The organism is Geobacter sp. PheSNFMC (assembly GCF_059620965.1).
Genome location: NZ_JCAMRN010000064.1, coordinates 1 through 23011 on the forward strand (window position 1 = coordinate 1; position 23011 = coordinate 23011).

A 23011-nucleotide genomic window follows, 5' to 3' on the forward strand; every position below is an offset into this window, starting at 1 on the left:
CTCACACGGCTACGGCATAGCCGAGCTGGACTACACCATCAAGGTCGGCGAACTGGAAGGGACCTACCGCGTCTATGGCAGCCTGGACGGGGCGCGTGCCGATGGGGAGGTGAAGCTGCAGGAGAAAAACGCCTTCGGGTTCGGGATCAGCGCCGACCAGCAGGTGACCGACAAACTGACCCTGTTCGTGCGCTACGGCCGGCGTGACGGGGACGTCTACGCCACGACGACGGCCTGGAGCGCCGGCGGTCAGTACGCCGGGCTGCTGCCCGAGCGCAAGGACGACGTCCTCGGCGTTGCCTACGGGCAGGTGAAGGCCGTGGGCGCGGACACCCGGGAGAAGCTGGCGGAGCTCTACTACAAGGTCCAGGTGAACGAGCAGATCGGCATCGCGCCTGTGGTTCAGTACCTGATCGATCCCCTGGGGGACAGCAGCAGGGATGACGTGGTGGCCCTGGGTCTGCGCTCGCTGATCAGTTTCTAGACGACGAGGATCGGGCACCACCAGCGAACACACCACTTACAAGGAGACACGTCATGCACATCATGGAAGGATTTCTGCCGGTCAAACACGCCGTTGGCTGGAGCATTGCCTCGGCCCCCTTCGTGGCCTACGGGCTGCGCACCGTCAACAAACGGATCAAGGAGAACCCGGAGCAACGCATGCTGCTGGGGGTGGCCACGGCCTTCACCTTTGTGCTGTCGGCCCTCAAGATGCCCTCGGTCACTGGCAGTTGCTCCCACCCCACCGGCACCGGCCTGGGAGCCGTGCTGTTCGGGCCAGCGGCCATGGCCCCCATCGGCGGCGTGGTGCTGCTGTTCCAGGCCCTGCTGCTGGCCCACGGCGGCCTCACCACCCTGGGGGCCAACATCTTCTCCATGGCCATTGTGGGCCCCTTTACCGCCTTTGCCGTCTACCGCCTCGCCCGGGCGGCACGCCTCCCCTTTGGCGTGGGCATTTTCCTGGCAGCGGCCCTGGGGGACATCCTGACCTATGTCACCACCTCGGTGCAACTGGCCCTGGCCTTTCCCGACCCGGCAGGCGGATTCGCCGCCTCCTTCGTCAAGTTCGCCGGCATCTTCGCCGTGACCCAGATCCCCCTGGCCATCAGCGAGGGGCTGCTGACGGTGATCGTCTTCAATGCCCTGGCCCGCTTCAACCCCCGGGAGTTGCAGGCCCTGAAGGTGGTCGAGGAGGTGCGGGCATGAAACGGTTTCAGAATCTCATCCTGCTGGCCCTGGTGGTTATCCTGGTTGTTCTGCCGCTGTTGTTGGTGAGGGCACCGAAACCGGGACCCGATGGCAAGACCGTGGAAATCTTTACCGGAGCCGATGGCCAGGCAGAGGATATGATTGGAAAAATTGTTCCTGATTACCAGCCGTGGGCTGAACCGCTGCTGGAACCGCCAAGCGGCGAGATAGAATCGCTGCTCTTCGTCCTCCAGGCGGCTCTGGGGGCGGGCTTTATCGGTTACTGGTACGGCAGCGCCGCCACCCGTACCCGACTGCGGCAGGAACAGGATAAACGGGCATGATGCTCCTGGAGCGATATGCCTACACCAATCGCTGGCGGCGGGTCGACCCCGCCGCCAAGGGGCTCTTCTCCCTGTGCGGGCTGACGGCAGTGTTCATGGCAACGGGCCCTGCCGCCGCTGTGCCGGCAGTGGCGCTGGTTGCGACCACCCTGGTCGGGACCGGCATGCCGCTGAAGAGCTACCTGCGGGTGGCTGCCCCGGCCCTGCTCTTCCTCGCGACCAGCGCCCTGACCCTGCTCGTGTCCCTGCGCCCGGGCGGTCCGTCCGGGATTGTCCTGTCCCTGGTCCCGGCGGAGCTGCCCCACGCGGCCCTGGTCTGCACCCGCTCCCTGGGAGGGCTGGCTGCCCTGCTCTTCCTGGCCCTGACCACGCCGATGAACGACATCATCGCCCTGCTGCGTCGTCTGAAAACCCCGGAGGTACTGCTGGACCTGATGACCCTCTGCTACCGGATGCTGTTCGTCCTGTCCGAGGCAATGCACGACATGCACACGGCCCAGGCGGCCCGCCTGGGGCACGCCGGGCCGCGGCGGACCCTCCGCTCCCTGGGCATCCTGGCGGCCAACCTGACGATGCAGGTCTGGCAGCGCTCCCTTGCCCTGCACCACGGGGCCCTGGCCCGCACCAGCGATGGCCCCTTGCGTTTTCTGGAGCCGGAGTATCCCCACAGCCGCGCCAGCCTGGCCACCGCGGCCCTGGGGGGCGGCGGGCTAATCGTGCTGGCGGTGGTGACCATATGAGACAGCCTACACCGGAACCGATTCTGGAACTGAGGAATGTCAGCTTCCGCTATCCGGACGCCAGTCCGGGACTGGACGACTGCTCCCTGCCGTTCCGGCGCGGCAGCCGCACCGTGCTGCTGGGCCCCAACGGCGCCGGCAAGACCACCCTGTTTCTGCACTGCAACGGCATCCTGCGCCCCTGCCGCGGCCAGGTGCTGTTCGACGGCTCGCCTCTGGACTACGACCGCACGGGGCTGCGGGAGCTGCGCTCCCGGGTGGGGCTGGTATTCCAGAACCCGGACAGCCAGCTCTTTTCCGCCAGCGTGCGGGAAGATGTCTCATTCGGCCCCATGAACCTGGGGCTGGCGAGGCACGAAGTCCGGAAGCGGGTGGAGCGGGCACTGGAAGCGGTGGGCATGACCGGCTGCGCTGACAAGCCGGTGCACAACCTGAGCTACGGTCAGAAGAAACGGGTCTGCATCGCCGGGGTCCTGGCCATGGAACCCCAAGTGATGCTCTTGGACGAGCCGACCGCCGGGCTGGATCTGCGGATGCAGGGCGAGTTGCTGGAGGTGCTGGCCCGGCTGCACGCCGGGGGGATGACCATTGTCATGGCCACTCACGACCTGGACCTGGCCTGTGCCTGGGCCGACGAGGCCTGCCTGCTGGACAACGGCCGGTTGATGACCCGGTTTGACGTGGACCACTTCCCGCAGCAGACGGGACTGCTGGAGCAGCACGGCCTGGGCGTCCCCCAGGTGGCCCTGCTCCATCCCCTGCTGATCAAGCGAAACGTGCTGCCGTCCGGAGGGCCGGCGCCCCGCTCCTGTGCCGAACTGGCGCGGATGCTGGAGGAATGATCTCCACGGGGTCGCACCCATTCTTGCCGCACCGGTGTTATTTCAGGTAGCGCAACGCCTCATCCCCAAGGACACGTTCCACGGCGAGGGGGAGCAGTTCCACCGGGTCCCGCTCGGTTGCGGCCACCATCTTGAGGGCATAGCGGGCGATATTGATGCCGTCCCTGACCGAGTAGAGTTCGTCTGCCGCGTGGGCGCGCTGGAGAAAATCGACGACATACGCAAGGATGCGGCTCGGAGCGAAGGGAAGGTTTTCCTTGAGGATCAGGAGTTCCTCGTCGGCCTCGGGGAAGTCGATGAATATCTGGGGCTGGAGGCGCGAATGGATGTATTCGGGAACTTCGAAGGTCGAGGAATCCTCGTTCATGGTCACCACGATCCGGAAATCCCGGTGGGCCGGCACCCGCAGGCCGGTGACGATCGACTCCACGTAGCGCCGGTCGTCGAGCAGCGGGGCCAGCGACGCCCATGCCTTCTCGCTCATGCGGTTTCCCTCGTCGAGGATGAGAACCCCGCCCTTGAGCATGGCCGACACCAGGGAGGACGCGGCATACTGGATCTTCCCGTCGGGGCCGATGACCGGCGTGATGATCAGGTCTTCGGGCCGGGTGTCCATGGTTGCCTGAAAGAGGTACACCGGCCGGCCCAGGCGCCGGGCGGCCGCATAGGCCAGCGTGGTTTTTCCCACCCCCGGCTTGCCGATCAGGCGTGGATTGAAGGGGATGTCCTTCTCGTCGATCACCATCCAGGCGGCGAGCAGTTGTTTCAGGAGTTCATCCTGACCGACCCAGCGCAGCGTCAATTCCACGGGGCCGGCGAGCGAAAGGGATATGCCGTCGATCGTTGTCTGTTCCATGGGTGTGTTCACCTGTCAATAACGTACATCATGGCAAGTTTGGCCCGGTTCTCCAGGCAGAGGGAGCAGAGGGAGCCGGCATCGTTCCAGAGTTCGGCCGCAAGCCATTCGCCAGCCTCCTCGTACGGAGACTGCTGTGCGCCCGGAGCGAATGACTCACCGCAAACCGTGCAGGTTTTCATTGCTTCATCCATGGTCTTCCGTCGCCTTTCGCACCAGATCCGCCAGACAGGAGATAAACGTGGGCGACGCGTTGAGGGAAGGGCTCCGCCGGAACCGGGAATAGCCCAGCTTGTGCGCCTCCTGGGCATACTCGATGTCGATCTCGTGAAGGGTTTCGATATGGTCCGAGACAAAGGAAAGCGGAACGATGAGCAGGTTTTTCACCTGATGGGCCGCCAGGTGCTCAAGCATCTCGTCGGTTGAGGGCTCCAGCCACTTGACCGGCCCCGCCCGGGACTGGAAGGCCAGGTGGTGGGTGACCCCCTCGAACCGCTCCATGACGAGACGTACCGTCTCCCGGATGTGGTCCAGGTAGGGGTCGCCCTCGTCGATGAAGGATTGGGGGAGCGAGTGGGCCGAGAACAGGATCTGCACCTCGGCCAGGGGGTGGAAGTCGTCAAGCCCCTCCTGGACTTTCTCAGCCAGGGCGTCGATGTAGAGGGGGTGGTCGAAGAACCGGTCCACGTACGTCATCTGGAACTGCACGCCCGATTGAGACAGCACCCGCTTCAGCTCGTTCACGCTCGACCCGGTGGTGGCGCGGGAGTAGTGGGGGTAGAGGGAAAGCGCGATCACCCGCGAAATCCCCTCCCGCCTGATGGCCGCCAGCGCCTCCATGGTTGAGGGCTTCCAGTAGCGCATGGCCACGAAGCAGCGATACCCGTCCCCCAGCACCTCTTCCAGTGCCCGGGCTTGGCTCTCGGTCAGCTCTCGGATGGGTGATTTGCCGCCGATCTCCTCATACTTGCGTTCCACGCTCGGCGAGCGCCGCTTGGCGATGAGCCGGGCAATGAACGGCTGGAGAAAGGCGGGACCGATCCGGATGATGTCCCGGTCGGAGAAAAGATTCAGCAGGAACGGCTCCACGGCGTCGAGGGAGTCGGGGCCTCCCATCTGGAGGAGCAGGACAGCGGCTTTGTCGGACATGGTCACCTCTGGCACGGACGATTTCGTGACATCCGCATCTGTCCTCCCTGATACCCTAATGAACGACCGCGGTCAAGGCGGAAACGGAGCGCCTACCCCCCCAGTCCCTTCCCCGTGAGGACCTTCCACCCGCTGGAGGCCAGATCCACCAAGCCGTCCATGGTCCGCTGGTAGAACTTCCTGACCGGCATCCGGTTGACGAGGATATGCCCCTCGCTCCGCTCCAGCCTGACCCGGTCTCCCGGCGCCAGGGCGATGAAGCTCTCGTGATTTTCGCCGCCAATGCCGAACAGAAAGCGATACTGGCGCCCATCGGCCGCACGGCAGGCAACGATCAGGATGATCAGTTCGGGCTCGCCCGTCTTGAAGTGGAAGCGCACGGTGCCGCTGACGAAAGTCCCCTCGGCCGACCCGGTGGCAGCCAGGAGGCTTTCGACCGTCACCTGCCGGGGCTTGAGGTGCCCCAGGGAGGGGAGCCCCCAGGGCTTGAACGGTTCGTGGGGCCGCTGCCTGTAGTGGTCGCTCCGTTCCAGCAGAATGACGATGTTGTTGTTGATGGGGCCGCCGATGGAGTGGGAAAGACCGGCCCTAAAACGCCCCTCCCTGATCATGCGGTGATTCTCCACCACCTGGATCATGCCGGTGGCGCCGAGGGGGTGCCCCCGCCCCTTGAGTCCACCGGTGAGGTTGGTGGGGAACAGGCCGTTCTCGCCGGTATAGCCGTCATCCAGCAGGGCATCCAGGAGGCGCCCCCGGGGAACGAAGCCCAGGTCCACCAGGTTGATGGGGCCGAAGCCGTTGAAGGGGTCATGCATGTTCACGTGGATCTTGCCGGCAAACTGCCGGATGTCCCTGATCCCGGCCATGCCGTACGCCTCGGCCGCGGCGGAGACGGTGGCGGGGAAGGAGTGGAAGTAGTTGCGGTCGGCAATGGTGGGGATGTCGGTGGCGCTTCCCACCCCGGACACCATCACGTCCTGAGGATCGCTGGTGAGGACCACGGCGGCCACCCCGTCGGACATGGGGCAGAAGTCGTGGTAGCGCAGGGGCCACCAGTAGGGATAGTTCTTGCCGGTGACGATCTGGCGGTAGTACTCCTCCAGGGGGATCTCCGCGTTCAGGTGGGCGTCGGGATTCAGGGCCGCATAGCGGTGGGCCCGCTGAGTCAGCAGGGCTGAAAAGGCGGTCCATTCCTCGAACGAAAGCCCGTACCGCTCCATCAGGGCGCGGGCCACCAGGGCTCCGCAGGCGGGCATGGTCAGACCGAACTCGGCCTCGTCCCGGTCGATGACTCCGGCCACGATGCGGGTCGCCTCGGCGGTGGGGGCATCGCTCATCTTCTGGATGCCGATGGCGAGCACGTGGTCGCAGCGGCCCGAGGCGATCTGGAGGCAGGCGTTCTCGAAGGCCGAGGCTCCCGACGAGGATGCGGTGTCGATCAGCACCGACTTGGCGCCGGAGACGCCCACCACTCCTGCGATCTTGGCCGCGGTATTGTCGACCCCGGAAAAGGCGACCGGGCTCTGGGAGCCGACCACCACGGCCTCGATGTCGCGCGGCCGCACGGGGCATCCTTCGAAAACCGCCCCGGCCAGCTCTGCCAGCTCCAGGAACGAAAGCCGGTCACGGTGTCTGCCATCGTAGCGCCCCACCGGCGCCATCCAGGATGCGGCCACGTAGACCGGCCTCGGGCTGAAGGGGATATGTCGCATGGGAACTCCGTTTCTCCCGCCGGGGAATGGTGTGATCGTGCCCTTATTGTAAACGATGTTCCTGCCGGGGCAACCGAAATGCAAAAGGCCCGCGCCAGTGACGGCGCGGGCCTTTTGCGGAGTATCCGGACGGAGCGCTAGCGCGCGCCGCTTCCATCCAGGGGCACTTCCCGGATCGGTGCGGGTTCCGGGACCGCCACCACCGGCTCCGGGGCCGGTGCGGATTGAGGGGAGGCTGCCTGAACCGGCGCGGCAACGGGCTGCGATACGGGCCGCTCAACCGGCCGGACCGTCTGTACGGGCGGCGGGGCAGCAGCCGCGGGCGAGGCATCCTTCTTGTCCTTCCTGTTGAACAGGTCCATGGGCGGCTTGAGCAGCCCCACCATGTCGTCGAAGAGGTGGTAGTAGGGGGCCGTGGCCTTGCGCTCGCGGAAGAGAAGGTCCTTTTCCTTCTTCCCCAGGTAGCGGGTAATGCCCGGAATGGTCTTGAACTTGACCTCGACCCGCTCATCCATGTTGGCCGCTGCCTGGTCGAAGTCGGGATATTGAAGTTCCGCCAGCACCGGAGTGGACGGGCTGCCGACCCGGAAATTGGGATACTCCCAGAGAGCCGTGCCGTTGGCGTCCAGCACCTGGGCGGTCATGGTGAGAACGTTGTAATCGGTGTCCAGATACTTCACCAGGTTGCTGGCAAAGGTGCGGTCCCGCATGGTGAGACCGCTCACCACCACCAGGAGCACCGCATCGACACTGTTCTGGGTCACCAGGGTCCTGATTTCCTCGGGCTTATAGAAGTGTTTGTTATAGACCACCCCGGCGTCGTCCCGGCGCTCGGACCGGAAAAGAAGCGAGCGGAACAGCTCGTCAGGAGCGGCGGCCTCGATGGGGCGCACCATGAAGTAGGCGCCGGACTCCCGGAGCATGTTGACGAGTTCCTTCTCGTTCACCCGGTTGTATTCCCGCACCAGCGTCACCAGCGTATCCCGCTCCGGATGACGGATATCCGAATCGGCGTCCATGAAGATGGGCGCCACGCCGAGAACCTTGACCCGCTGCTCGTAGTCCTCACGGGGAATATTGAAGGGATTGTGGGCACACCCGGCAGCCACCAGTGCCACCAGCGCCACGAAAAACCACTGTCTGATCCGGCTCATCGATCTCCTCCCTGATGCATTCATATCACGGTCCGGTCGGTATCGTCCGTTCGATTTATAGCAGATGCTCCCGGCTATGACCACCCCTTTCACCGGGGCGAGGTGTCGCGGGCGAAGAGGAACAGGGTTACGGCCACGGCCAGCCCCGTCACCGGCACCAGGAAGGCTGCATGGTAGGCCTCGGCCGGATAGCCCGCCGGCCCGCGCGGGAAACGCCCGATGATGAGCCCCATCACTTGCTGTACTACGGCCGCGCCGGTCAGGACGAAGAAATTGAGAGCCGTGGTGGCCGTTGCCGACAGGGTGCTGGGAAACATCTCCCGGATCATGGGGTAGATGGCCACGCCCGATGATACCGCCAGCCCCGCTGCAAAGAAGAAGACGGCGAGAAGCCCGCGGGGCACCTGCTCCGCCGGGCCGAGGGTCAGAACCAGAAGCAGAAGCAGCAGAAGGCTCTGCCCCGCCACGAGGGTCCATTTGCGGGACTTGAGCAGCCGGTCGGTCACCTGGCCGATGAAGAGGCAGCCGGTCATGAACCCGACCGAGGTAAGCAAGAGCAGGTTGCCGGCGCCCCCGCGCGAGAGGCCCATCACCTCCATGAGCCACGGCCCGCCCCAGAGTCCCTGGAGAGCCATGTAGCCGGCGTACCAGAAAAACGAAAGGAGGGCCAGGAGCCAGAAAGAGGGACGAGAGAACACGAGGCCCCACCCCGCCAGTGCCCCCACCGGCCGGTGGGTCGCGGCCAGAAGCGGCTCTTCCTCCACCCCCTCGCCGGCTGCCGGCCGATCCCGCACGACCCGGAAGAGGAGCAGGGTAAGCCCCAGTTGAAGGGCGCCCACCACCAGGAAGGGGGGGCGCCACCCCCCCAGGGAGACCGCCAGGGCCAGGGGGGCCGTGGCGCAGAGATTCCCCACGTTCCCCACGGCAATGATCAGGCCCGAGATGGTGGCATACTCCCGGGAGGAGAACCAGGTGGTGAACACCTTGAGCGCACCCATCAGGACGCAGGCGGTGCCCATGCCGATGAGGATGCGCCCCCCGAGCAGGGCGCCGTAGCCCGGGGCCAGGGCAAAGGTAAAGGAGCCCGCCACCGTAACGAGCCCGGCAAGGCTCACCACGATGCGGCCGCCGAAACGGTCCAGCAGCGGTCCGAGCGGTATCTGGGCCAGGGCGAAGGCGTAGAAGAGCGCCCCCGAGAGCATCCCGATCCGGGAGGCGTCCAGGGCGAGATCGGCTGCCAGGTCGCGGGCAATGACCGCCATGGATACCCGGTAGAAATAGGCGACCAGGTACATGACCGCAAATACGGCAAATATCCGCCAACGTTTCGTCATGGCATGCGCATCCTGAAGAGCATCAGTGCGTTCCCTCCCGCGAGACTATCCCGGATGGAGCCGCGACACAAGCCCTTATCCACGGCGCCCCTTCCCTTCTCCCGAGGGATGTGCTATAGCCGTTGGCCATGAAATGGCTCCTTGTTGCCTCAGCGGCACTCTATCTCTTCGGTTCGTTCCGACGCCCCCTCTTTGCACTGGGTCTCGGCGCGGGGCTCGCCTATCTGGCCATCCGCGGCATCTCCCTGGGCCGGTTGCCCCTGGTGGGCCCCCACGACACCATTGCCTTCTTTTCCGCCTCCATCGGGCTCATGGCGCTCCCGTTCCTCTTTTCGCCCTCGCTGCGGAACTCTTCCGCCTTCCCCTGGGCAACGGGGGGAACCGCAGCGGTTTTCGCGCTGTTCTCCCTGGCATTTCCCGCCCTCGCCATGCCGCTGCCGCCGATACTCAACACCCTCTGGTTCGAGCTGCACGTGGCGCTGGCCTTCTTCGCCTATGCGCTCTTCACCATCGGGGCCATCATGGGCGTCCTCTTCCTGGCCGGCGGAGAGCGGCGGCTCCTGGATCTCCAGTACCGGGCGGCCCTCGTGGGATACTCCTTCTTTTCCGGCTCCATGGTTGCCGGCGGCATCTGGGGATACTATGCCTGGGGGACCTACTGGCTCTGGACGCCCAAGGAGCTCTGGACCTCCATCCTCTGGATCTTCTATACCTTCTGGCTCCATCTGCGCCTGAGAGGAGCCGGCGGAGACCGGTTCCTGGCCTGGACCGGCATCCTCGGCTTCGGGGTGATGCTCTTCACCTACCTGGGGGTGAGCATGCTCATGAAAAGTTCGCACAGCTTTTAAAGGGGACCGCGCCACGCCATGCTAACCAGAACCTATCAATCCCTCGCTTCCCTCTCCCTGGGCCTCTGGCTCATGGGGGGAGTCATGGTGCTTCTGGCCGTCGGCTCCTTCGGCGGCGAAGAGGCAGCGGCCCTGAACGCCATGCCCCTCTCCGTCTGGCTCACCCGTGCCCCCCTCGCCGCCTCCTGGTGGCTCTGGGGGACCCTGGCGCTCCTGACGCTTCTCACCATCAACACCATCCTCTGCAGCATCGAGGCAATCCGGCTGAGGCTCGGCAAAAGCACCCTGCCGGCGCTGGTGGCCCCGCAACTCATGCACCTGGGTTTCCTGCTCATCGTCCTGGCTCACCTGCTGAGCGCCACGGGGGGAGCCAAGGAGGCCATGCAGGTCTACCAGGGCTCCTCCATCGGGTTCCCGGACGGGAGTACCCTCCATGTGGGGCCCATTTCGGTGGCCACGGGCCCCATGGGGATGCCGACCGACTATCGCGCCCAGGTGCGCGCCGTGACCGGCAGCCGGGTGGAGGAAGGAACGGTGAGCCCCAACCATCCGTTCTTTCACGGCGGGTTCGGCGTCTATCTCAAGCACGCGGAGGAGTACCCCTTCCCCGTGGCCGTCATGGAAATCCACCGGGAGCCAGGGGCCGGCTGGGCCCTGGCCGGCGCCCTCCTCTTCACGGCAGGCAACGGCATGCTCCTTGCGCTCCGACGGGAACGCCGCTGACGAGACTTCCTCTTGCATCGCCGCGCCGATGTGTTAGTATGAAACCTCTCATTTTTGCGGATAAAATGCATCGGCTGCACCCGAGGAGTCGTCCATGCCCAGACCATTGACTCGAACCGTCGTCGCGCTTGCGATCCTGGCGGCCTCATCAGCCGCTCACGCAGACGGCGGCCCTGCGGTAGGCGGTCTTGCCGAGGGTTCGGTCACCTATAGCGCAATCGCTCCCAACTCCATCACCAACAGCAAGATCGTGGACGGCGCCGTCACCGACGCCAAGCTCGGCTTCGGCGCCGTCACCACTCCGAAAATCGCCGACGGCGCCGTGACCGACGGCAAGATACGCGGCCCCATCGCCGGCTGGAAAATCGGGCCGCACGGCCATGACGCAACGGACATCGTCCAGGGAACCATCGATGCCGCGCGGCTTCCGGTGGGAACCGGGCCGGGCACCGTTGCCGCCGGCGACCACACCCACGAGTTCCTGCCGAAAAAACCGGCCACCCTGGTCGTGGTGGCCCCCACGGGCGGCGACTACGTCAGCCCCATCGACGCGCTCAATGCCATTACCGATGCGTCCGCCGAGAAGCCCTATCTGGTGAAGATCATGCCGGGGGTCTACGACCTGGGGATCGCCACCATGGTCATGAAAGAGTATGTGGACGTGGAGGGTTCCGGCGAGTTCGCCACCCGGCTCAGGGGAAGCGCCGCCGACGCCGGCGTGGTGGCCGGCGCATCCCGGGCCGAACTGCGCGGCCTATCCATCGATGCGACCGGTACCGAGGGGAATATCGTGGGCATCTTCAACGGCAGCAGCGCACCCCGGATCAGAAACGTGAGCGTCACCGTGCAGGGGGGGAAGGGGACCTTCGGCATCTACAACCTGATGGCGGAACCGCTTCTCGACTCGGTAACCGTAACGGCTCACGGGGGCGACGCGGGCTTCGGGATCTTCAACATCCACTCCTCCCCCGTGATCAGGAACGCCGCCATCTCTGCCGGCAACGGCGTGTACACCACGTCCTCCGGCAGCGCCACCGTGGAGGGGTCGGTCATCACCGCCACCCTCTTTTCCATCTTCAACGACACCGCCACCACCACCCGCGTCGCAAACACCCGGCTGGCGGGTGGGAGGATCGCCAACAGCGGCATCATGAAGTGCGCCGGGGTCTATGACGCGGAATTCGACCCGGTCCAGTGCCGCTAGTGTTTCGAGTGGCCCGTTCCCGGGACTAGCCGATCGAAACACTGGACGACATGCTTTCGAAACAGGGCACCACGAAAAACGGGGCGCCGGAATGCTGAATTCCGACGCCCCGTTCCCGTTTACCCCTCCCCGGTTCAACCGGATCAGTACCGCATCCTCACCCGGTAGACGAGTTTTGTCTCCCCATCCTTCGGCACCGGCACCAGGAACTCGGCGGCCCGGGCATCCCCGCCGGCCGGCGTGAGCGACGAGGTGAGAATCCGCCAGTCCCCCGGCACCGGTTCCACAACCCGAACGGTTATATCCTCAGCCTTGTGGTTGCGCAGCGTGACCTCAAAGGCAGCCTCATAGGTGTCGGACGCCGTCTTGCGCCATTCGGTCTGGCGCCGCTCAGCCACCACGTCGAAGGCGTCGCCCAGTTTCACCCGCACCGTTTCCTTCTCCGGGGTGTGGTCGATGCTGTCCTCGCCCACGAACTGAAGGCTCCCGTCCCCATCACGCTTGTAGACCCGCACCACCCCCCGGGGGAGCGGCATGCCGAGCCCGCTTTCCCGCCGGTTGCCGAACTCGGTGTAGACCGCCACCTTTTCCTTCCGGGGCTCGCCGGCCGGGCCGTGGAAAAAGTAGCTTTCGCCCCGCAGGAGGAATTCCTTGCGGACCGGAATCCCCGCAGCCGTGACGAGGCTGATCTGCTTGGTCTGGTTGTCCTTGATGGTGGAAGGGCGCTGGAGAGTGTAGAGATGGTATTCGAAGAAACTCTCCTCCCGGAAGGCGGGTGCGGCGGCCATGGCCTCGGCCCGCATCATCTTGGCACGCCCTTCGTCCTCCCGCACCCGGTTGATGTCGCCGGCCACGAGCTTCAGGGCGGCATTCCGGTAGGTGGCGCCGCTGCGGTTGTCAATGGTGACCCAGCCGGCCAGATCGGCCCGGTCGTCCTTCTCGGCCAGGGTCACCACGTAATCGGCCCGCCAGGTGATGCCGTTGGTCAGGTAGGTGGCCTCCACCTGCCGCGCCGCCTCCCGGCCGCTCTCCAGGAGCCAGACCAGGGTCGGCCGGGCAATGAGATCGTCGGGAACGCCGGGAAAGATGATTCGCCCCGGGTGGCCAAAAGTAATCTCGTCGCCGATCCGGAAGACCGGCCCCCCCGTGGTGGAGAGAAGCGTGGCCGCGACCACTTCTTCCCGCTCGGTGGTGGGATTCTTCTGGTAGAGCTTCACCTCCCGCCCCACATATTTGTCCATGAGCTTCTGGGGGGACAGGAGATCATACTCGTAGTTCTGCTCCAGGACCCGGATTCCGTCGCCCTCAGGCGCAGCCATGGAAACGCTGGAGGGAATCACCTGGGCAGCCACGTCCATGAAGCGGAGCTCGCCGCTCCCCTTGGGGAGCCTGATCTCACGCCGATCCTTCACGAGACCCAGGTTCTGGTTGTAGATGGTGAGAGAAACCCCGCGCTGGTCGGCTCCGGTGGAGACGACGGGAGCGGCTGCGCACGGAACGGCAAGGGAAAGGGCCGCGAACAGGACGGCAATACGGTGTGGTTTCATGACTTACCTCGCCCGGAGAACTGGCGGCAGGGCCGCACCTGGTAGGTATACCACAAAAAGGGCAGCCGCATGGCTTTCTTTTGATTCAGGTCAGACAACTGCGGGACCCCAAAGCTACCAATCCTAACGCTCACCGTTTCCCCCGTTTCTTGCTTTTGGGAGTACCGGTCGACGGTGCGACGGTGGTAAATTCGGGCTCATAACCCACCACGAAACTGTTGGTGGCCGTGTTGCGCATGCTCAGGAAGTGCTCGTTGTTCTTGTCAAAGGGACAGATGGGCGTGCTGCACGGTTCGAAGCCGAACCGGCCGTAATAGGCGGGTTCGCCCAGAACGAAGAGGGTCTGGCTGTTGATGGCCTCCTGGCGCAGGGCGAACCTGAGCAGCTCCAGCCCCACCCCGCGTCCCTGGAATTCCGGGGCCACGGCCATGGGGGCCAGGTGCAGGCCGCAGACGTCGCGGCCATGGTAGGCATTGGTAAAGGCGATGTAGGCGATGACCTTGCCGCCGATGATGCAGGCCCATTCGTGGATGAACCTGTCGTTTTCGTGGAGCTTCTGCACCAGCGCGGCTTCGTAATCGCTGCCGGGAAAGGAGCTGCGCAGAAGCGCGTAAATCTTGGGACGGGCCTCGCCGGCCGGTTTCTGAATCTTCATTTCTATCCTTTTACTCGCCGCTACGCTTTGCGGCGGCCTTGTCCCGGCATTCAAAACAGCGAGGGCGGGCCGGGTGCCGGATGACACGGCAGTGACGGCGGCGGGTCTATGCCGGCGCGGCCCCGCCGTCGGCCATGATCCCCCGGGTAAAGATGGCAACGTACTGGCGGATCAGTTCCTCGTCCTGGTCCGGGGAGTGGCTGGTGAGCTCCTCCGTGGCCAGGGTGCTGAGGAAGAAGTAGTTGACCATCCCCGCCAGGGCCAAGGCGCTGTTCACGGCGTGGAGGTCCCGGCGGAAGAGGCCGCGCGCCATCCCCGCCTCGATGCTCTCCGCCAGCAGGCGGATCACGGAGGCGATGGCGGGGGAAACGATGGCGGCGAAGCAGGGGGTTGGGTTGGTGAGCTCACTGGTGTAGAAGCGGAGGAGTTGGGGATTGTTCCGGTGGCGCTGGATGGTCCAGCGGAGGTAGGCCGCCATGACCGCCAGGGGATCCCCCGCCTGGCCCCGGATGTCGTCCAACTGGCCGAAGCAGGCGAACTGCTCCTGGAGAACCGCCGCGTAGAGCCCCTCCTTGCCGCCGAAGTGGTAGGAAATCATGGAGATGCTGGCGCCGGCGGCCTGGGCGAGCTCCCGGATGCTGACGCCGTAGAACCCCTTCTGGGCGAAGAGCTCCGTTGCCACCTCCATCAGCCTGCTGCGACAGTCCGCTCTGGTCATTCCGTTCCGCCCCCTTCCATTATCAGGAACAAAGAGTATCAAAGCCGCAGCCGAAAGCCAAACCCAATCCAACCATACATACCGTCTACCGAATATTGTTGCACCCTCGATAATGCTGTTGCTATGATGCGATCGAACGAACGTTCGATCTTGTCGGGCGACTGCGTTCACCGGCGGCACCGCCGACGCGGCGCCACGGACAACACAATGCAGGGTGAGGAGGAAGGGAACCGTGTCGGAATTGCACAGAAGGATCAGGAAAACGAATCTCCATGAGCGGATCAGGACGGTAGAAGAGGTCATCCCCCTCTTCCAGGACGGCATGAACCTGGGCTGGTCGGGCTTCACCCCCGCCGGCTACCCCAAGGCGGTACCCATCGCACTGGCGGACCATGTGGAGAAGAACGGGCTGCAGGGAAAGCTGCGCTTCAACCTCTTCATCGGCGCCTCCGTGGGCGTCGAGACGGAAGACCGCTGGGCCTCCCTGGACATGATCGACCGCCGCTGGCCCTACCAGACCGGCAAGAACATCCAGGCCGGCATCAACTCCGGCCGCATCCGCATGGGTGACCGCCACCTCTCCATGTTCGCCCAGGATCTGGGGTACGGCTTCTACACCAAGGAGAACGGCGGCCGGCTGGATCTGGCCATCATCGAGTGCTCCGCCATCACCGAGAACGGCGGCCTGGTGCTGACCGCCTCCTGCGGCGCCGTGCCCGAGATCGTCCAGATTGCCGACAAGATCATCATCGAGATCAACACCGCCATCCCCAACTATGAAGGTCTGCACGACATCATCGAACCCGTCAGCCCCCCCAACCGGCTCCCCTACCTCATCAGCCGGGTGGATGACCGGGCCGGCTCCCCCTACGTCCGCGTCGATACCGACAAGATCGTCGCCATCGTCGAGTCCACCCATCCGGACAACGGCCGCGCCTTTGCCGAGCAGGACGACACCTCCGAGGCCATTGCCAACAACATCCTGGACTTCTTCCAGGCCGAGGTGAAGGCGGGGCGCCTCCCCAAGAACCTGCTGCCGCTCCAGTCCGGCGTCGGCTCCATTGCCAACGCCGTCATCGGCGGTCTGGCCAAGGGCCCCTTCTCGGGCCTGCGGGTCTGGACCGAGGTACTGCAGGACACCATGCTTGACCTCTTCGACTCCGGCAAGCTCGATTTCGCCTCCACCGTCTCCCTCTCCTTCTCCGTGGACGGCTTCAAGCGCTTCTACGGCGACTGGGACAAGTACAGCGACAAGGTCATCATGCGCCCCCTTTCCATCGCCAACCACCCGGAGCCGATCCGGCGACTGGGATGCATTGCCATGAACACCCCCGTGGAGTTCGACATCTACGCCCACGCCAACTCCACCCTGGTCGGCGGCACGCGCATGATCAACGGCATCGGCGGCTCCGGCGACTTCCTGCGCAACGCCTACCTCTCCATCATGCACACCCCGTCGGCGCGCCCCACCAAGACCGACCCCACGGGCATCACCTGCGTCGTGCCCCACGTCCCGCACGTGGACCATACCGAGCACGACCTTGACGTGCTGGTCACCGAGCAGGGCCTGGCCGATCTGCGGGGCCTGGCACCCAAGGACCGCGCCCGCGAGATCATCGCCAAGTGCGCCCACCCGGACTACAAGCCCCTCCTCACCGAGTACCTGGAGATGGCCACCAGGGACTGCATGGCCCGCAAGGCGGGGCATGAGCCCCAGTTGCTGGACCGGGTGTTCAAGATGCAGGTGAACCTGGCCAAGAACGGAACAATGAAGATTGATAGCTGGGATATCTAGTTGGCTGAAAGCAGATATGGATGTGACAACGGCGGCCCCCGGGCCGCCGTTTGCGTATCACGGTGGCAGAAAACGGCGGGCCGGTTGCCGAGGGCTTCGAAAGAACGTGCCGGAGATGTGGAGCGTGCCTCAGGTTTCCCTCGCGGCGGCTTCCGCGAAGAGCACTCCACCTCCCCCCCTTTGGTTCTCGATGCCGTGCCCGGAATTTCGCTGCCCCTTCAGTCCCCGTCCCTGGTCAGCCGCCGGATGATGTCGGCATGGGCCGGGAATCGGCCGAGCAGATCGACGCGGTTCCCCATCTCGAAATCGGCAAAATCGAAACCAGGGGCCACGGTGCACCCCACCAGGGAATAATCGCCCGTGGTCTCGGCGCCGAACCAGCACCCCGCCGGCACCACCGCCTGAAACGCTTCCCCTGCCGCCGGATCGCTCCCCAACGTCAGGGCATAGCTGCTGCCCGCCGGGGTGATCACATGCACGATCAGGGGCGCCCCGGCATGGAAGTGCCACAATTCGTCGGACCTGATCCGGTGCAGGGCCGAGATATCGCCCCGCTCCAGCAAAAAGTAGATGGCGGTCGAAAAGGAGCGCTCGCCGCCGACCTGTCCCGGCAGAAGCGTGCCGGGAATGGTCCCGGCCGCCCGGTAGGTTTCCCGGTACCAGCCACCCTCCGGATGGCGCTCCAGGCCGAGGCCGGCAATCAGCTCCGTGGCTACCGGTCCGCCGGCGCGGTCGCGGGCCACGAGGCTGAAGCGGGGAAGTTCGGTGCCGTCCACGGCCACCGTTCCCAGGAACATCGCCAGCGGCCGTACCCAGAGGGAATCGTTGTCGTAGAGGCACCGGTAGACCACCATGGGCTCGTCCGTCTCGCTGTGGCGGGCCGTGCCGACCACCCGGTACTCACCCCCCTTGTAGTGCCGGTAGAGCCCCGGCGCCGGTTCTTGGTACATGGAAACGTCCTCCTCTCTGGGCGGCAGAAACGGTTGTAGTGTAATCGCGGTACGACCGAACGCATCATGCCATACTTTTGCAAAACCTGCTCAAGCAGTCGTACGCCTGTCCTCTGCATTCCCGAACAGTTGGAGCCTGGCTGCCCCCTTGAGGCCCTGTGCACGCCCCCCTCCGTCCGAAAACAACAACGGCGGCCCTTCGGCCGCCTTGTGAATGAAGCATGGAATTGTGAATCCCCTGAGACGTGGCAACAGACTAGCGTCTGAGCATGCGATGCAGCAGGCTGTCCAGGGCCGACGCAAAGCGGTTGCGGTCGCTCATGCTGAACGGCGCCGGGCCGCCCCCCTGGATCATGCCGGTGTCGCGCAGCTCGCTCAGCAGATCGCGCATGGCCAGCCGCTCGCCGATGGACTCCTCGCTGTACAGCTCGCCGCGCGGGTCGAGCGCCACGCCCCCCTTGGCCACGATCCGGGCGGCCAGCGGCACGTCGGCGGTGACCACCAGGTCGGTCGGGGCGGCGTGCTCAGCGATGTAATCGTCTGCCACGTCGAAGCCATCGGCCACCACCACGCTCTCCACCAGCGGGCCGGCATGCTTGGCGAGGCTCCTGTTGGCCACCAGGCAGAGCGGCACCCGCAGCCGGGTCGAGGCCCGGAAGAGGATTTCTTTCACTGCCCGCGGGCAGGCATCGGCATCGATCCAGATCTTCATACTGCTCCCAACGATTCTTCTCAGGTAACAGCCACGATGGTGTAAAGCTTCCCCTTGCCGGCGTCTACCCCCTGCACTTCATCGCCCGCCGCAAGACCGAGCAGCCTGTTCCCCAGGGGAGAAGCAGGGGTAATGACCACAATCTCGCCCGCCGGGTCGGCCAGCTTCATCCCGCCGGCCTGGGGGCCGATGAACAGCCGCCGCGTCCTGCCCGCCTCGTCCTCCAGAGTCACCAGGGCGCTCAAGCGCACCGGCGCACCGGCGTCGAACTCCTGCAGTTCCAGCGAGCGGTACGCCTCCAGGCTCTGGCGGATCTCCTGTGCCCGGTTGGCCTGGCCCTGGGCGACATAGGATGCCTCCAGCGCAGTGGTATCGTACTTGTTGTCCGGCTGACACTCTTCATGGGTAGCAGCGGCATGGGCATGGAGGGCCGCAGCGGTGAACAGGGCCAGATCGGCCTCTAGCCGGGCAATAATCGTGGCAACGAGGTGCTGTTTGGTCATATGCAGTGTGTTCCGCGGAAAGATGTACCGTCAAGCAGCGGCTTGGCGGCCAACCGGGGAGTTTGCCGGGTGGTTGGCCGCCGTTTGAATTCCCCCTGGATCCGCCTCGGAGGCTTTTGAAAACTCAGGCTGTTCAAACATAGTCAGATCGTCGCACCCACAGAAAGCCCCGCAGAGGAGTAGCAACGCTACGCCGCACAAGGCGGCTTTCGAGGACGGCGGCGAGCCGGCTGTTGTTCAACAACCTGCTAGAGCGTCAGGTCGCAGTGCCCCTGGCAGAGCCGGTCCCGTTCCTCGGCCACCTCGGCGCTCTCCAGGTAGTCGTCGAAGGTCATCTTCCGGTCAATGATCCCGCCGGGGGTGAACTCCACGATCCGGTTGGCCAGGGTGTTGACGAACTCGTGGTCGTGGGAGGCAAAGAGCACCACCTCGCTGAAAGCGATCAGGCCGTTGTTCAGGGCGGTGATCGACTCCAGGTCCAGGTGGTTGGTGGGCTCGTCCAGCACCAGGGCATTGGCGCCCAGCAGCATCATCCGCGCCAGCATGCAGCGGACCCGCTCGCCGCCGGAAAGGACCGAGGCCTTCTTGGTGGCCTCGTCGCCGGAGAAGAGCATCCTACCGAGGAATCCCCGGGCAAAGCTCTCCCCTTCCGTCGGCGGAGCAAACTGGCCCAGCCACTCGATCAGGTTCAGGTCATTGTCAAAATAGCTGCCGTTCTCCTTGGGGAAGTAGGCGCTGGTGATGGTCACCCCCCAGCGGAACGTGCCCGCGTCCGGCTCCAGCTCGCCGGCCAGGATCTGGAACAGGGTGGTCTTGGCCAGGCTGTTGGCGCCCACAAAGGCGATCTTGTCCCCTTTGCCCACGATCAGGTCCAGGTCCTTGAACACCTGGACCCCGTCGATCTCCTTGGAGAGGCCGCTGATCTCCAGGATGACGTCGCCGCAGGGGCGCTCCGGCTTGAAAACCACGTAGGGGTACTTGCGGGACGACACCGGCATCTCCTCCACGGTCAGCTTCTCCAGCAGCTTCTTGCGGGAGGTGGCCTGCTTGGCCTTGGAGGCGTTGGAGCTGAAGCGCTGGATGAACTCCTTCAGCTCGGCCGCCTTGTCGGCGATTTTCCGGCTCTCGTCCTGCTTCTGCTTCAGGGTCAGCTGGCTGGCCTGGTACCAGAAATCGTAGTTGCCCACATAGACCTGGATGCGGCCGAAGTCGATGTCCGCCACATGGGTGCAGACCTGGTTGAGGAAATGCCGGTCGTGGGAGACCACGATCACCGTGTTATTGAACCGGGCCAGGAAATCCTCCAGCCAGGTGATGGTCTTCAGGTCCAGGTGGTTGGTGGGCTCGTCCAACAGCAGCACATCCGGGTTGCCGAACAGCGCCTGGGCCAGCAGCACCCGCACCTTCTCGCCCCCCTCCAGCTCCTTCATCTGCTTGTGGCGCAGCTCTTCCGGGATTCCCAGGCCGTTCAGCAGCACCGCCGCCTCGGACTCCGCCTCGTAGCCGTCCATCTCGGCGAACTCGGCCTCCAGCTCGGCGGAGCGGATGCCGTCCTCCTCGGTGAACTCGGCCTTGGCGTAGATCGCCTCGCGCTCGTGCATCACCTCGTACAGCCGGGGATTGCCCATGATGACGGTGTTGAAGACCGTGTGCTCGTCAAAGGCGAACTGGTCCTGCTTCAGAAAGGAAATCCGCTCGCGCGGGCCGACGCTGACCGTGCCGGAATCGGGCTCGGACAGCCCCGCCAGAATCTTGAGGAAGGTGGACTTGCCGGCGCCATTGGCGCCGATCAGGCCGTAGCAGTTGCCGGGCACAAACTTGATGTTCACGTCCTTGAAGATGACCCGCTTGCCGTAGGCAAGACTGATGTTGCTGGTACTGATCATGATGAACTCTCTCTTTCTGCTGCCAAAAGAAAACCGCAGGGGGTCTCCCTGCGGTTCAGGTGCACTTTAGCTATAGCATACTATGCCTTGGCCGGGCAATGACTACCTTTTTTTCTTTCACCTACCGGTATAGCTCAGTCCCTTCCCGGATGATGGACAGGTAGGATTCGTGCAGGAACACCCGATCGCGCTTCTTGCCGCTCACCTCGGTCAGAATGCCGAGTGCCGCAAGATTGTTCACTGCCTTACCTGCTGCCGGGGAGCTGATTCTGAGTTCCCGCGCCACGTACGGAATGGTGACGTAGGGCTTGCGATAGAGCATCTCCAGAAGAGCCAACGCTGTTGGTGCTGCTTTGCCCAGGCCGGTCACCTTCTGTCTGTCCCGCGCCATCAGGTCCATGATCGCTTTGGCGGCATCGGTCGCCTGTTTCGATATCTCGTATACCCCCTGCAGGTAGTACTTGATCCACCCCTCCCAGTCGCCGTCTCGCCGGACCGCGTTGAGCCGCTCGTAGTACTCCTGGCGGTGCTTTTTGAAAAAGAGACTCAAGTAGAGCAGTGGCTTTTCCAGTACCTGATCATGGCAGAGAATAAAGGCTATCAACAGCCGCCCCATTCTGCCGTTGCCGTCCAGAAACGGGTGGATGGTCTCAAACTGGGCATGGGCCAGGCCAGCCTTGAGCAGCGGCGGAACTGCCTCATCGTGCAGAAATTTCTCCAAGTCGCCCAGACAGGTAACTACTTCATTGGCCGGCGGCGGCACGAAGGCGGCATTACCCGGCCTTGTGCCACCGATCCAGTTCTGGGATGTCCGGAACTCGCCAGGACTCTTGTGCCCCCCCCTGATGCCGGTCATCAGCCGGGCATGAATCTCTTTGATCAGCCGCAGACTCAGGGGCAGCTCTTGCAACCGCTCCAGGCCGTAATTCATGGCATCCACATAATTGAACACCTCATTGATATCGTCCGGTGAGCTCTTACCCTCAATCTCTCCTTCGTACTCCAGAAGATCGTCCAATGACGCCTGCGTCCCCTCGATCTGAGAACTTAGCACCGCCTCCTTGCGCACGTACATGTAGAGGAACAGGTCAGGGTTGGGAAGGGTATAGGTACAGCCGTCCAGCCGGCCCAGGGCACGGTTGGCCCGCTCCATCAGCCATCCCATTTCGTCGTCGATCTGCAGCGGTGGATTGGGCGGTAGCGGATGTGGCACAAAAGCGCTGTACCCTTCTGCACCTTTTTGCTGTACCACCAGCCTGCCGCCGCGCGGCGATACTTCCGTAAACATGGGGACACCTCATAATGTTTGGAGGGTTTTCGTTTCTTAGGCGCGGTTGCTACGTAACGATAGCTTCATAGCTCAACGCGCTAACAAACTATACGGCAGCATCGTTTATTAGGCAAGAGGCTTATGTAACGAAACATGATTTTCGTTTGCTAGCTGAATTGTTTGTACGAGGTTATTGGCAGGAACAGTAAAGGCGGCCGACTGGCCGCCTTGCGAATTGAGTATGGATGTCCCCAGAACTCCGAACTCCCCGCCGAATTCCAACAATCAAGACCGAGAAGCAGCGATAGTAGTCGTGCCTGAAAAAGTATAACCTGCTGAACTTATTGATATTAACCGCACTTATTGAGTGATAAAATCACCGGAAATTGAATGTGACCCCACAAAACACGGTGATTTTATGCAACCAAAATCAAGAGGGAGTGACCAAGGCGATCTGTTCCGTGCTCGGCTGGATCAGATCCTCAATCGGCAACATCCCCTGTATCGCCTGGCGAACGCTATCGACTGGTCGGTCTTTGACAGAGAATTCGGCCCCCTGTACACCGAAAACTTCGGTCGTCCCGGCTTGCCGATTCGCCTTCTCGTCGGGCTGCACTACCTCAAGCACGCTTACAATGTGAGCGACGAGGCAGTCGTTGACCATTTCGTGGAGAACGGCTACTGGCAGTACTTTTGCGGCTTCGAGTTCTTCCAGCACGATTTTCCCCTCGCCCCGACCACCCTGGTGAAGTGGCGCAAGCGGATCGGTCCGAAGGGAATGGACAAGCTGCTCCAGGTAACGATCGAGACGGCAAAGAGCAAAGAGTACATGACCGAAAGGCATCTGGAGCGGGTTAACGTCGATACCACCGTCCAGG

24 protein-coding genes are annotated in these 23011 nt (G+C 64.0%); 10 read left to right on the forward strand and 14 right to left on the reverse strand.

Annotated elements, in window-relative coordinates:
* The 5 genes from AC6CDK_RS13875 to AC6CDK_RS13895 all read left to right on the forward strand — a co-directional run.
* Window positions 1-484, forward strand: a 484-nt coding sequence (locus AC6CDK_RS13875) for a carbohydrate porin (protein WP_192905688.1), incomplete at its 5' end; no start/stop codon positions are given.
* Between the two features lie 53 nt (window positions 485-537).
* Window positions 538-1209, forward strand: coding sequence for an energy-coupling factor ABC transporter permease (locus AC6CDK_RS13880; RefSeq protein WP_192906021.1), 672 nt, complete (start codon window positions 538-540; stop codon window positions 1207-1209).
* Complete coding sequence (locus AC6CDK_RS13885) at window positions 1206-1535, forward strand: energy-coupling factor ABC transporter substrate-binding protein (protein ID WP_066358151.1); 330 nt, start codon at window positions 1206-1208, stop codon at window positions 1533-1535. Before AC6CDK_RS13880 ends, AC6CDK_RS13885 begins: the two co-directional genes overlap by 4 nt.
* A complete protein-coding gene (cbiQ, locus tag AC6CDK_RS13890) occupies window positions 1535-2275 on the forward strand; it encodes a cobalt ECF transporter T component CbiQ (RefSeq protein ID WP_039648416.1) in 741 nt (246 codons plus the stop codon). The genes AC6CDK_RS13885 and cbiQ overlap by 1 nt, the downstream gene beginning before the upstream one ends.
* Window positions 2272-3117, forward strand: coding sequence for an energy-coupling factor ABC transporter ATP-binding protein (locus AC6CDK_RS13895; protein WP_039647209.1), 846 nt, complete (start codon window positions 2272-2274; stop codon window positions 3115-3117). The genes cbiQ and AC6CDK_RS13895 overlap by 4 nt, the downstream gene beginning before the upstream one ends.
* 37 nt (window positions 3118-3154) lie before the next feature.
* Here AC6CDK_RS13895 and AC6CDK_RS13900 read toward each other — a convergent pair whose 3' ends face one another.
* The 6 genes from AC6CDK_RS13900 to AC6CDK_RS13925 form a co-directional block, all read right to left on the reverse strand.
* Window positions 3155-3973, reverse strand: a complete 819-nt coding sequence (locus AC6CDK_RS13900) for an AAA family ATPase (RefSeq protein ID WP_039647211.1) — start codon at window positions 3971-3973, stop codon at window positions 3155-3157.
* An 8-nt stretch (window positions 3974-3981) separates the two neighbouring features.
* A complete protein-coding gene (locus tag AC6CDK_RS13905) occupies window positions 3982-4155 on the reverse strand; it encodes a hypothetical protein (protein WP_226048566.1) in 174 nt (57 codons plus the stop codon).
* Window positions 4156-4159: 4 nt separating this feature from the next.
* Window positions 4160-5122: a ferrochelatase gene (gene hemH, locus AC6CDK_RS13910; RefSeq protein ID WP_192906020.1), complete on the reverse strand. Its 963-nt coding sequence runs from the start codon at window positions 5120-5122 to the stop codon at window positions 4160-4162.
* Between the two features lie 92 nt (window positions 5123-5214).
* Window positions 5215-6834, reverse strand: coding sequence for a thiolase family protein (locus AC6CDK_RS13915; RefSeq protein WP_192906019.1), 1620 nt, complete (start codon window positions 6832-6834; stop codon window positions 5215-5217).
* Window positions 6835-6971: 137 nt separating this feature from the next.
* The gene (locus AC6CDK_RS13920) at window positions 6972-7988 is read right to left on the reverse strand and encodes a hypothetical protein (RefSeq protein WP_039647220.1); all 1017 of its coding nucleotides are present in this window, start codon (window positions 7986-7988) and stop codon (window positions 6972-6974) included.
* Between the two features lie 89 nt (window positions 7989-8077).
* A complete protein-coding gene (locus AC6CDK_RS13925) occupies window positions 8078-9322 on the reverse strand; it encodes an MFS transporter (protein WP_192906018.1) in 1245 nt (414 codons plus the stop codon).
* A 128-nt stretch (window positions 9323-9450) separates the two neighbouring features.
* Here AC6CDK_RS13925 and AC6CDK_RS13930 point away from each other — a divergent pair, with 128 nt between their 5' ends.
* The 3 genes from AC6CDK_RS13930 (at window position 9451) to AC6CDK_RS13940 (ending at window position 12097) form a co-directional block, all read left to right on the forward strand.
* Window positions 9451-10170: a cytochrome c biogenesis protein gene (locus tag AC6CDK_RS13930; protein WP_039647223.1), complete on the forward strand. Its 720-nt coding sequence runs from the start codon at window positions 9451-9453 to the stop codon at window positions 10168-10170.
* Window positions 10171-10188: 18 nt separating this feature from the next.
* A complete protein-coding gene (locus tag AC6CDK_RS13935) occupies window positions 10189-10893 on the forward strand; it encodes a cytochrome c biogenesis ResB family protein (protein WP_039647225.1) in 705 nt (234 codons plus the stop codon).
* A gap of 94 nt (window positions 10894-10987) precedes the next feature.
* Window positions 10988-12097 carry a hypothetical protein gene (locus AC6CDK_RS13940; RefSeq protein ID WP_192906017.1) on the forward strand — a complete coding sequence of 370 codons (1110 nt, stop codon included), beginning with the start codon at window positions 10988-10990 and terminating at the stop codon, window positions 12095-12097.
* Window positions 12098-12240: 143 nt separating this feature from the next.
* Here the strand turns inward: AC6CDK_RS13940 and AC6CDK_RS13945 are convergent, their stop codons facing one another.
* The 3 genes from AC6CDK_RS13945 to AC6CDK_RS13955 all read right to left on the reverse strand — a co-directional run bounded on the left by AC6CDK_RS13945 (window position 12241) and on the right by AC6CDK_RS13955 (window position 15017).
* Complete coding sequence (locus AC6CDK_RS13945; protein ID WP_066358159.1) at window positions 12241-13644, reverse strand: DUF4139 domain-containing protein; 1404 nt, start codon at window positions 13642-13644, stop codon at window positions 12241-12243.
* A 130-nt stretch (window positions 13645-13774) separates the two neighbouring features.
* Window positions 13775-14299: a GNAT family N-acetyltransferase gene (locus AC6CDK_RS13950; protein ID WP_192906016.1), complete on the reverse strand. Its 525-nt coding sequence runs from the start codon at window positions 14297-14299 to the stop codon at window positions 13775-13777.
* Between the two features lie 106 nt (window positions 14300-14405).
* The gene (locus AC6CDK_RS13955) at window positions 14406-15017 is read right to left on the reverse strand and encodes a TetR/AcrR family transcriptional regulator (RefSeq protein ID WP_192906015.1); all 612 of its coding nucleotides are present in this window, start codon (window positions 15015-15017) and stop codon (window positions 14406-14408) included.
* Between the two features lie 232 nt (window positions 15018-15249).
* Here AC6CDK_RS13955 and scpC point away from each other — a divergent pair, with 232 nt between their 5' ends.
* A complete protein-coding gene (scpC, locus tag AC6CDK_RS13960; RefSeq protein ID WP_192906014.1) occupies window positions 15250-16812 on the forward strand; it encodes a succinyl-CoA:acetate CoA-transferase ScpC in 1563 nt (520 codons plus the stop codon).
* A 218-nt stretch (window positions 16813-17030) separates the two neighbouring features.
* Here the strand turns inward: scpC and AC6CDK_RS13965 are convergent, their stop codons facing one another.
* The 5 genes from AC6CDK_RS13965 to AC6CDK_RS13985 all read right to left on the reverse strand — a co-directional run bounded on the left by AC6CDK_RS13965 (window position 17031) and on the right by AC6CDK_RS13985 (window position 22151).
* Window positions 17031-17762: a cupin domain-containing protein gene (locus AC6CDK_RS13965; protein WP_066358166.1), complete on the reverse strand. Its 732-nt coding sequence runs from the start codon at window positions 17760-17762 to the stop codon at window positions 17031-17033.
* A 256-nt stretch (window positions 17763-18018) separates the two neighbouring features.
* The gene (locus AC6CDK_RS13970) at window positions 18019-18474 is read right to left on the reverse strand and encodes a YaiI/YqxD family protein (RefSeq protein ID WP_010940846.1); all 456 of its coding nucleotides are present in this window, start codon (window positions 18472-18474) and stop codon (window positions 18019-18021) included.
* Window positions 18475-18494: 20 nt separating this feature from the next.
* Window positions 18495-18977: a GreA/GreB family elongation factor gene (locus AC6CDK_RS13975; protein ID WP_039647240.1), complete on the reverse strand. Its 483-nt coding sequence runs from the start codon at window positions 18975-18977 to the stop codon at window positions 18495-18497.
* A 248-nt stretch (window positions 18978-19225) separates the two neighbouring features.
* The gene (locus AC6CDK_RS13980) at window positions 19226-20863 is read right to left on the reverse strand and encodes an ABC-F family ATP-binding cassette domain-containing protein (protein WP_192906013.1); all 1638 of its coding nucleotides are present in this window, start codon (window positions 20861-20863) and stop codon (window positions 19226-19228) included.
* Window positions 20864-20984: 121 nt separating this feature from the next.
* Complete coding sequence (locus AC6CDK_RS13985) at window positions 20985-22151, reverse strand: Fic family protein (RefSeq protein WP_192906012.1); 1167 nt, start codon at window positions 22149-22151, stop codon at window positions 20985-20987.
* A 400-nt stretch (window positions 22152-22551) separates the two neighbouring features.
* Here AC6CDK_RS13985 and AC6CDK_RS13990 point away from each other — a divergent pair.
* Window positions 22552-23011, forward strand: a 460-nt coding sequence (locus AC6CDK_RS13990) for a transposase (protein ID WP_192906011.1), incomplete at its 3' end; no start/stop codon positions are given.

Coding starts and splice junctions, on each gene's coding strand:
- AC6CDK_RS13950 (WP_192906016.1), bottom strand. CDS start 14,299: ATGAAGATTCAGAAACCGGCCGGCGAGGCCCGTCCCAAGATTTACGCG.
- AC6CDK_RS13900 (WP_039647211.1), bottom strand. CDS start 3,973: ATGGAACAGACAACGATCGACGGCATATCCCTTTCGCTCGCCGGCCCC.
- AC6CDK_RS13935 (WP_039647225.1), top strand. CDS start 10,189: ATGCTAACCAGAACCTATCAATCCCTCGCTTCCCTCTCCCTGGGCCTC.
- AC6CDK_RS13925 (WP_192906018.1), bottom strand. CDS start 9,322: ATGACGAAACGTTGGCGGATATTTGCCGTATTTGCGGTCATGTACCTG.
- AC6CDK_RS13985 (WP_192906012.1), bottom strand. CDS start 22,151: ATGTTTACGGAAGTATCGCCGCGCGGCGGCAGGCTGGTGGTACAGCAA.
- AC6CDK_RS13920 (WP_039647220.1), bottom strand. CDS start 7,988: ATGAGCCGGATCAGACAGTGGTTTTTCGTGGCGCTGGTGGCACTGGTG.
- AC6CDK_RS13880 (WP_192906021.1), top strand. CDS start 538: ATGCACATCATGGAAGGATTTCTGCCGGTCAAACACGCCGTTGGCTGG.
- AC6CDK_RS13970 (WP_010940846.1), bottom strand. CDS start 18,474: ATGAAGATCTGGATCGATGCCGATGCCTGCCCGCGGGCAGTGAAAGAA.
- hemH (WP_192906020.1), bottom strand. CDS start 5,122: ATGTCCGACAAAGCCGCTGTCCTGCTCCTCCAGATGGGAGGCCCCGAC.
- AC6CDK_RS13930 (WP_039647223.1), top strand. CDS start 9,451: ATGAAATGGCTCCTTGTTGCCTCAGCGGCACTCTATCTCTTCGGTTCG.
- AC6CDK_RS13980 (WP_192906013.1), bottom strand. CDS start 20,863: ATGATCAGTACCAGCAACATCAGTCTTGCCTACGGCAAGCGGGTCATC.
- AC6CDK_RS13945 (WP_066358159.1), bottom strand. CDS start 13,644: ATGAAACCACACCGTATTGCCGTCCTGTTCGCGGCCCTTTCCCTTGCC.
- AC6CDK_RS13940 (WP_192906017.1), top strand. CDS start 10,988: ATGCCCAGACCATTGACTCGAACCGTCGTCGCGCTTGCGATCCTGGCG.
- AC6CDK_RS13905 (WP_226048566.1), bottom strand. CDS start 4,155: ATGAAAACCTGCACGGTTTGCGGTGAGTCATTCGCTCCGGGCGCACAG.
- AC6CDK_RS13915 (WP_192906019.1), bottom strand. CDS start 6,834: ATGCGACATATCCCCTTCAGCCCGAGGCCGGTCTACGTGGCCGCATCC.
- AC6CDK_RS13955 (WP_192906015.1), bottom strand. CDS start 15,017: ATGACCAGAGCGGACTGTCGCAGCAGGCTGATGGAGGTGGCAACGGAG.
- cbiQ (WP_039648416.1), top strand. CDS start 1,535: ATGCTCCTGGAGCGATATGCCTACACCAATCGCTGGCGGCGGGTCGAC.
- AC6CDK_RS13885 (WP_066358151.1), top strand. CDS start 1,206: ATGAAACGGTTTCAGAATCTCATCCTGCTGGCCCTGGTGGTTATCCTG.
- AC6CDK_RS13965 (WP_066358166.1), bottom strand. CDS start 17,762: ATGTACCAAGAACCGGCGCCGGGGCTCTACCGGCACTACAAGGGGGGT.
- AC6CDK_RS13895 (WP_039647209.1), top strand. CDS start 2,272: ATGAGACAGCCTACACCGGAACCGATTCTGGAACTGAGGAATGTCAGC.
- AC6CDK_RS13975 (WP_039647240.1), bottom strand. CDS start 18,977: ATGACCAAACAGCACCTCGTTGCCACGATTATTGCCCGGCTAGAGGCC.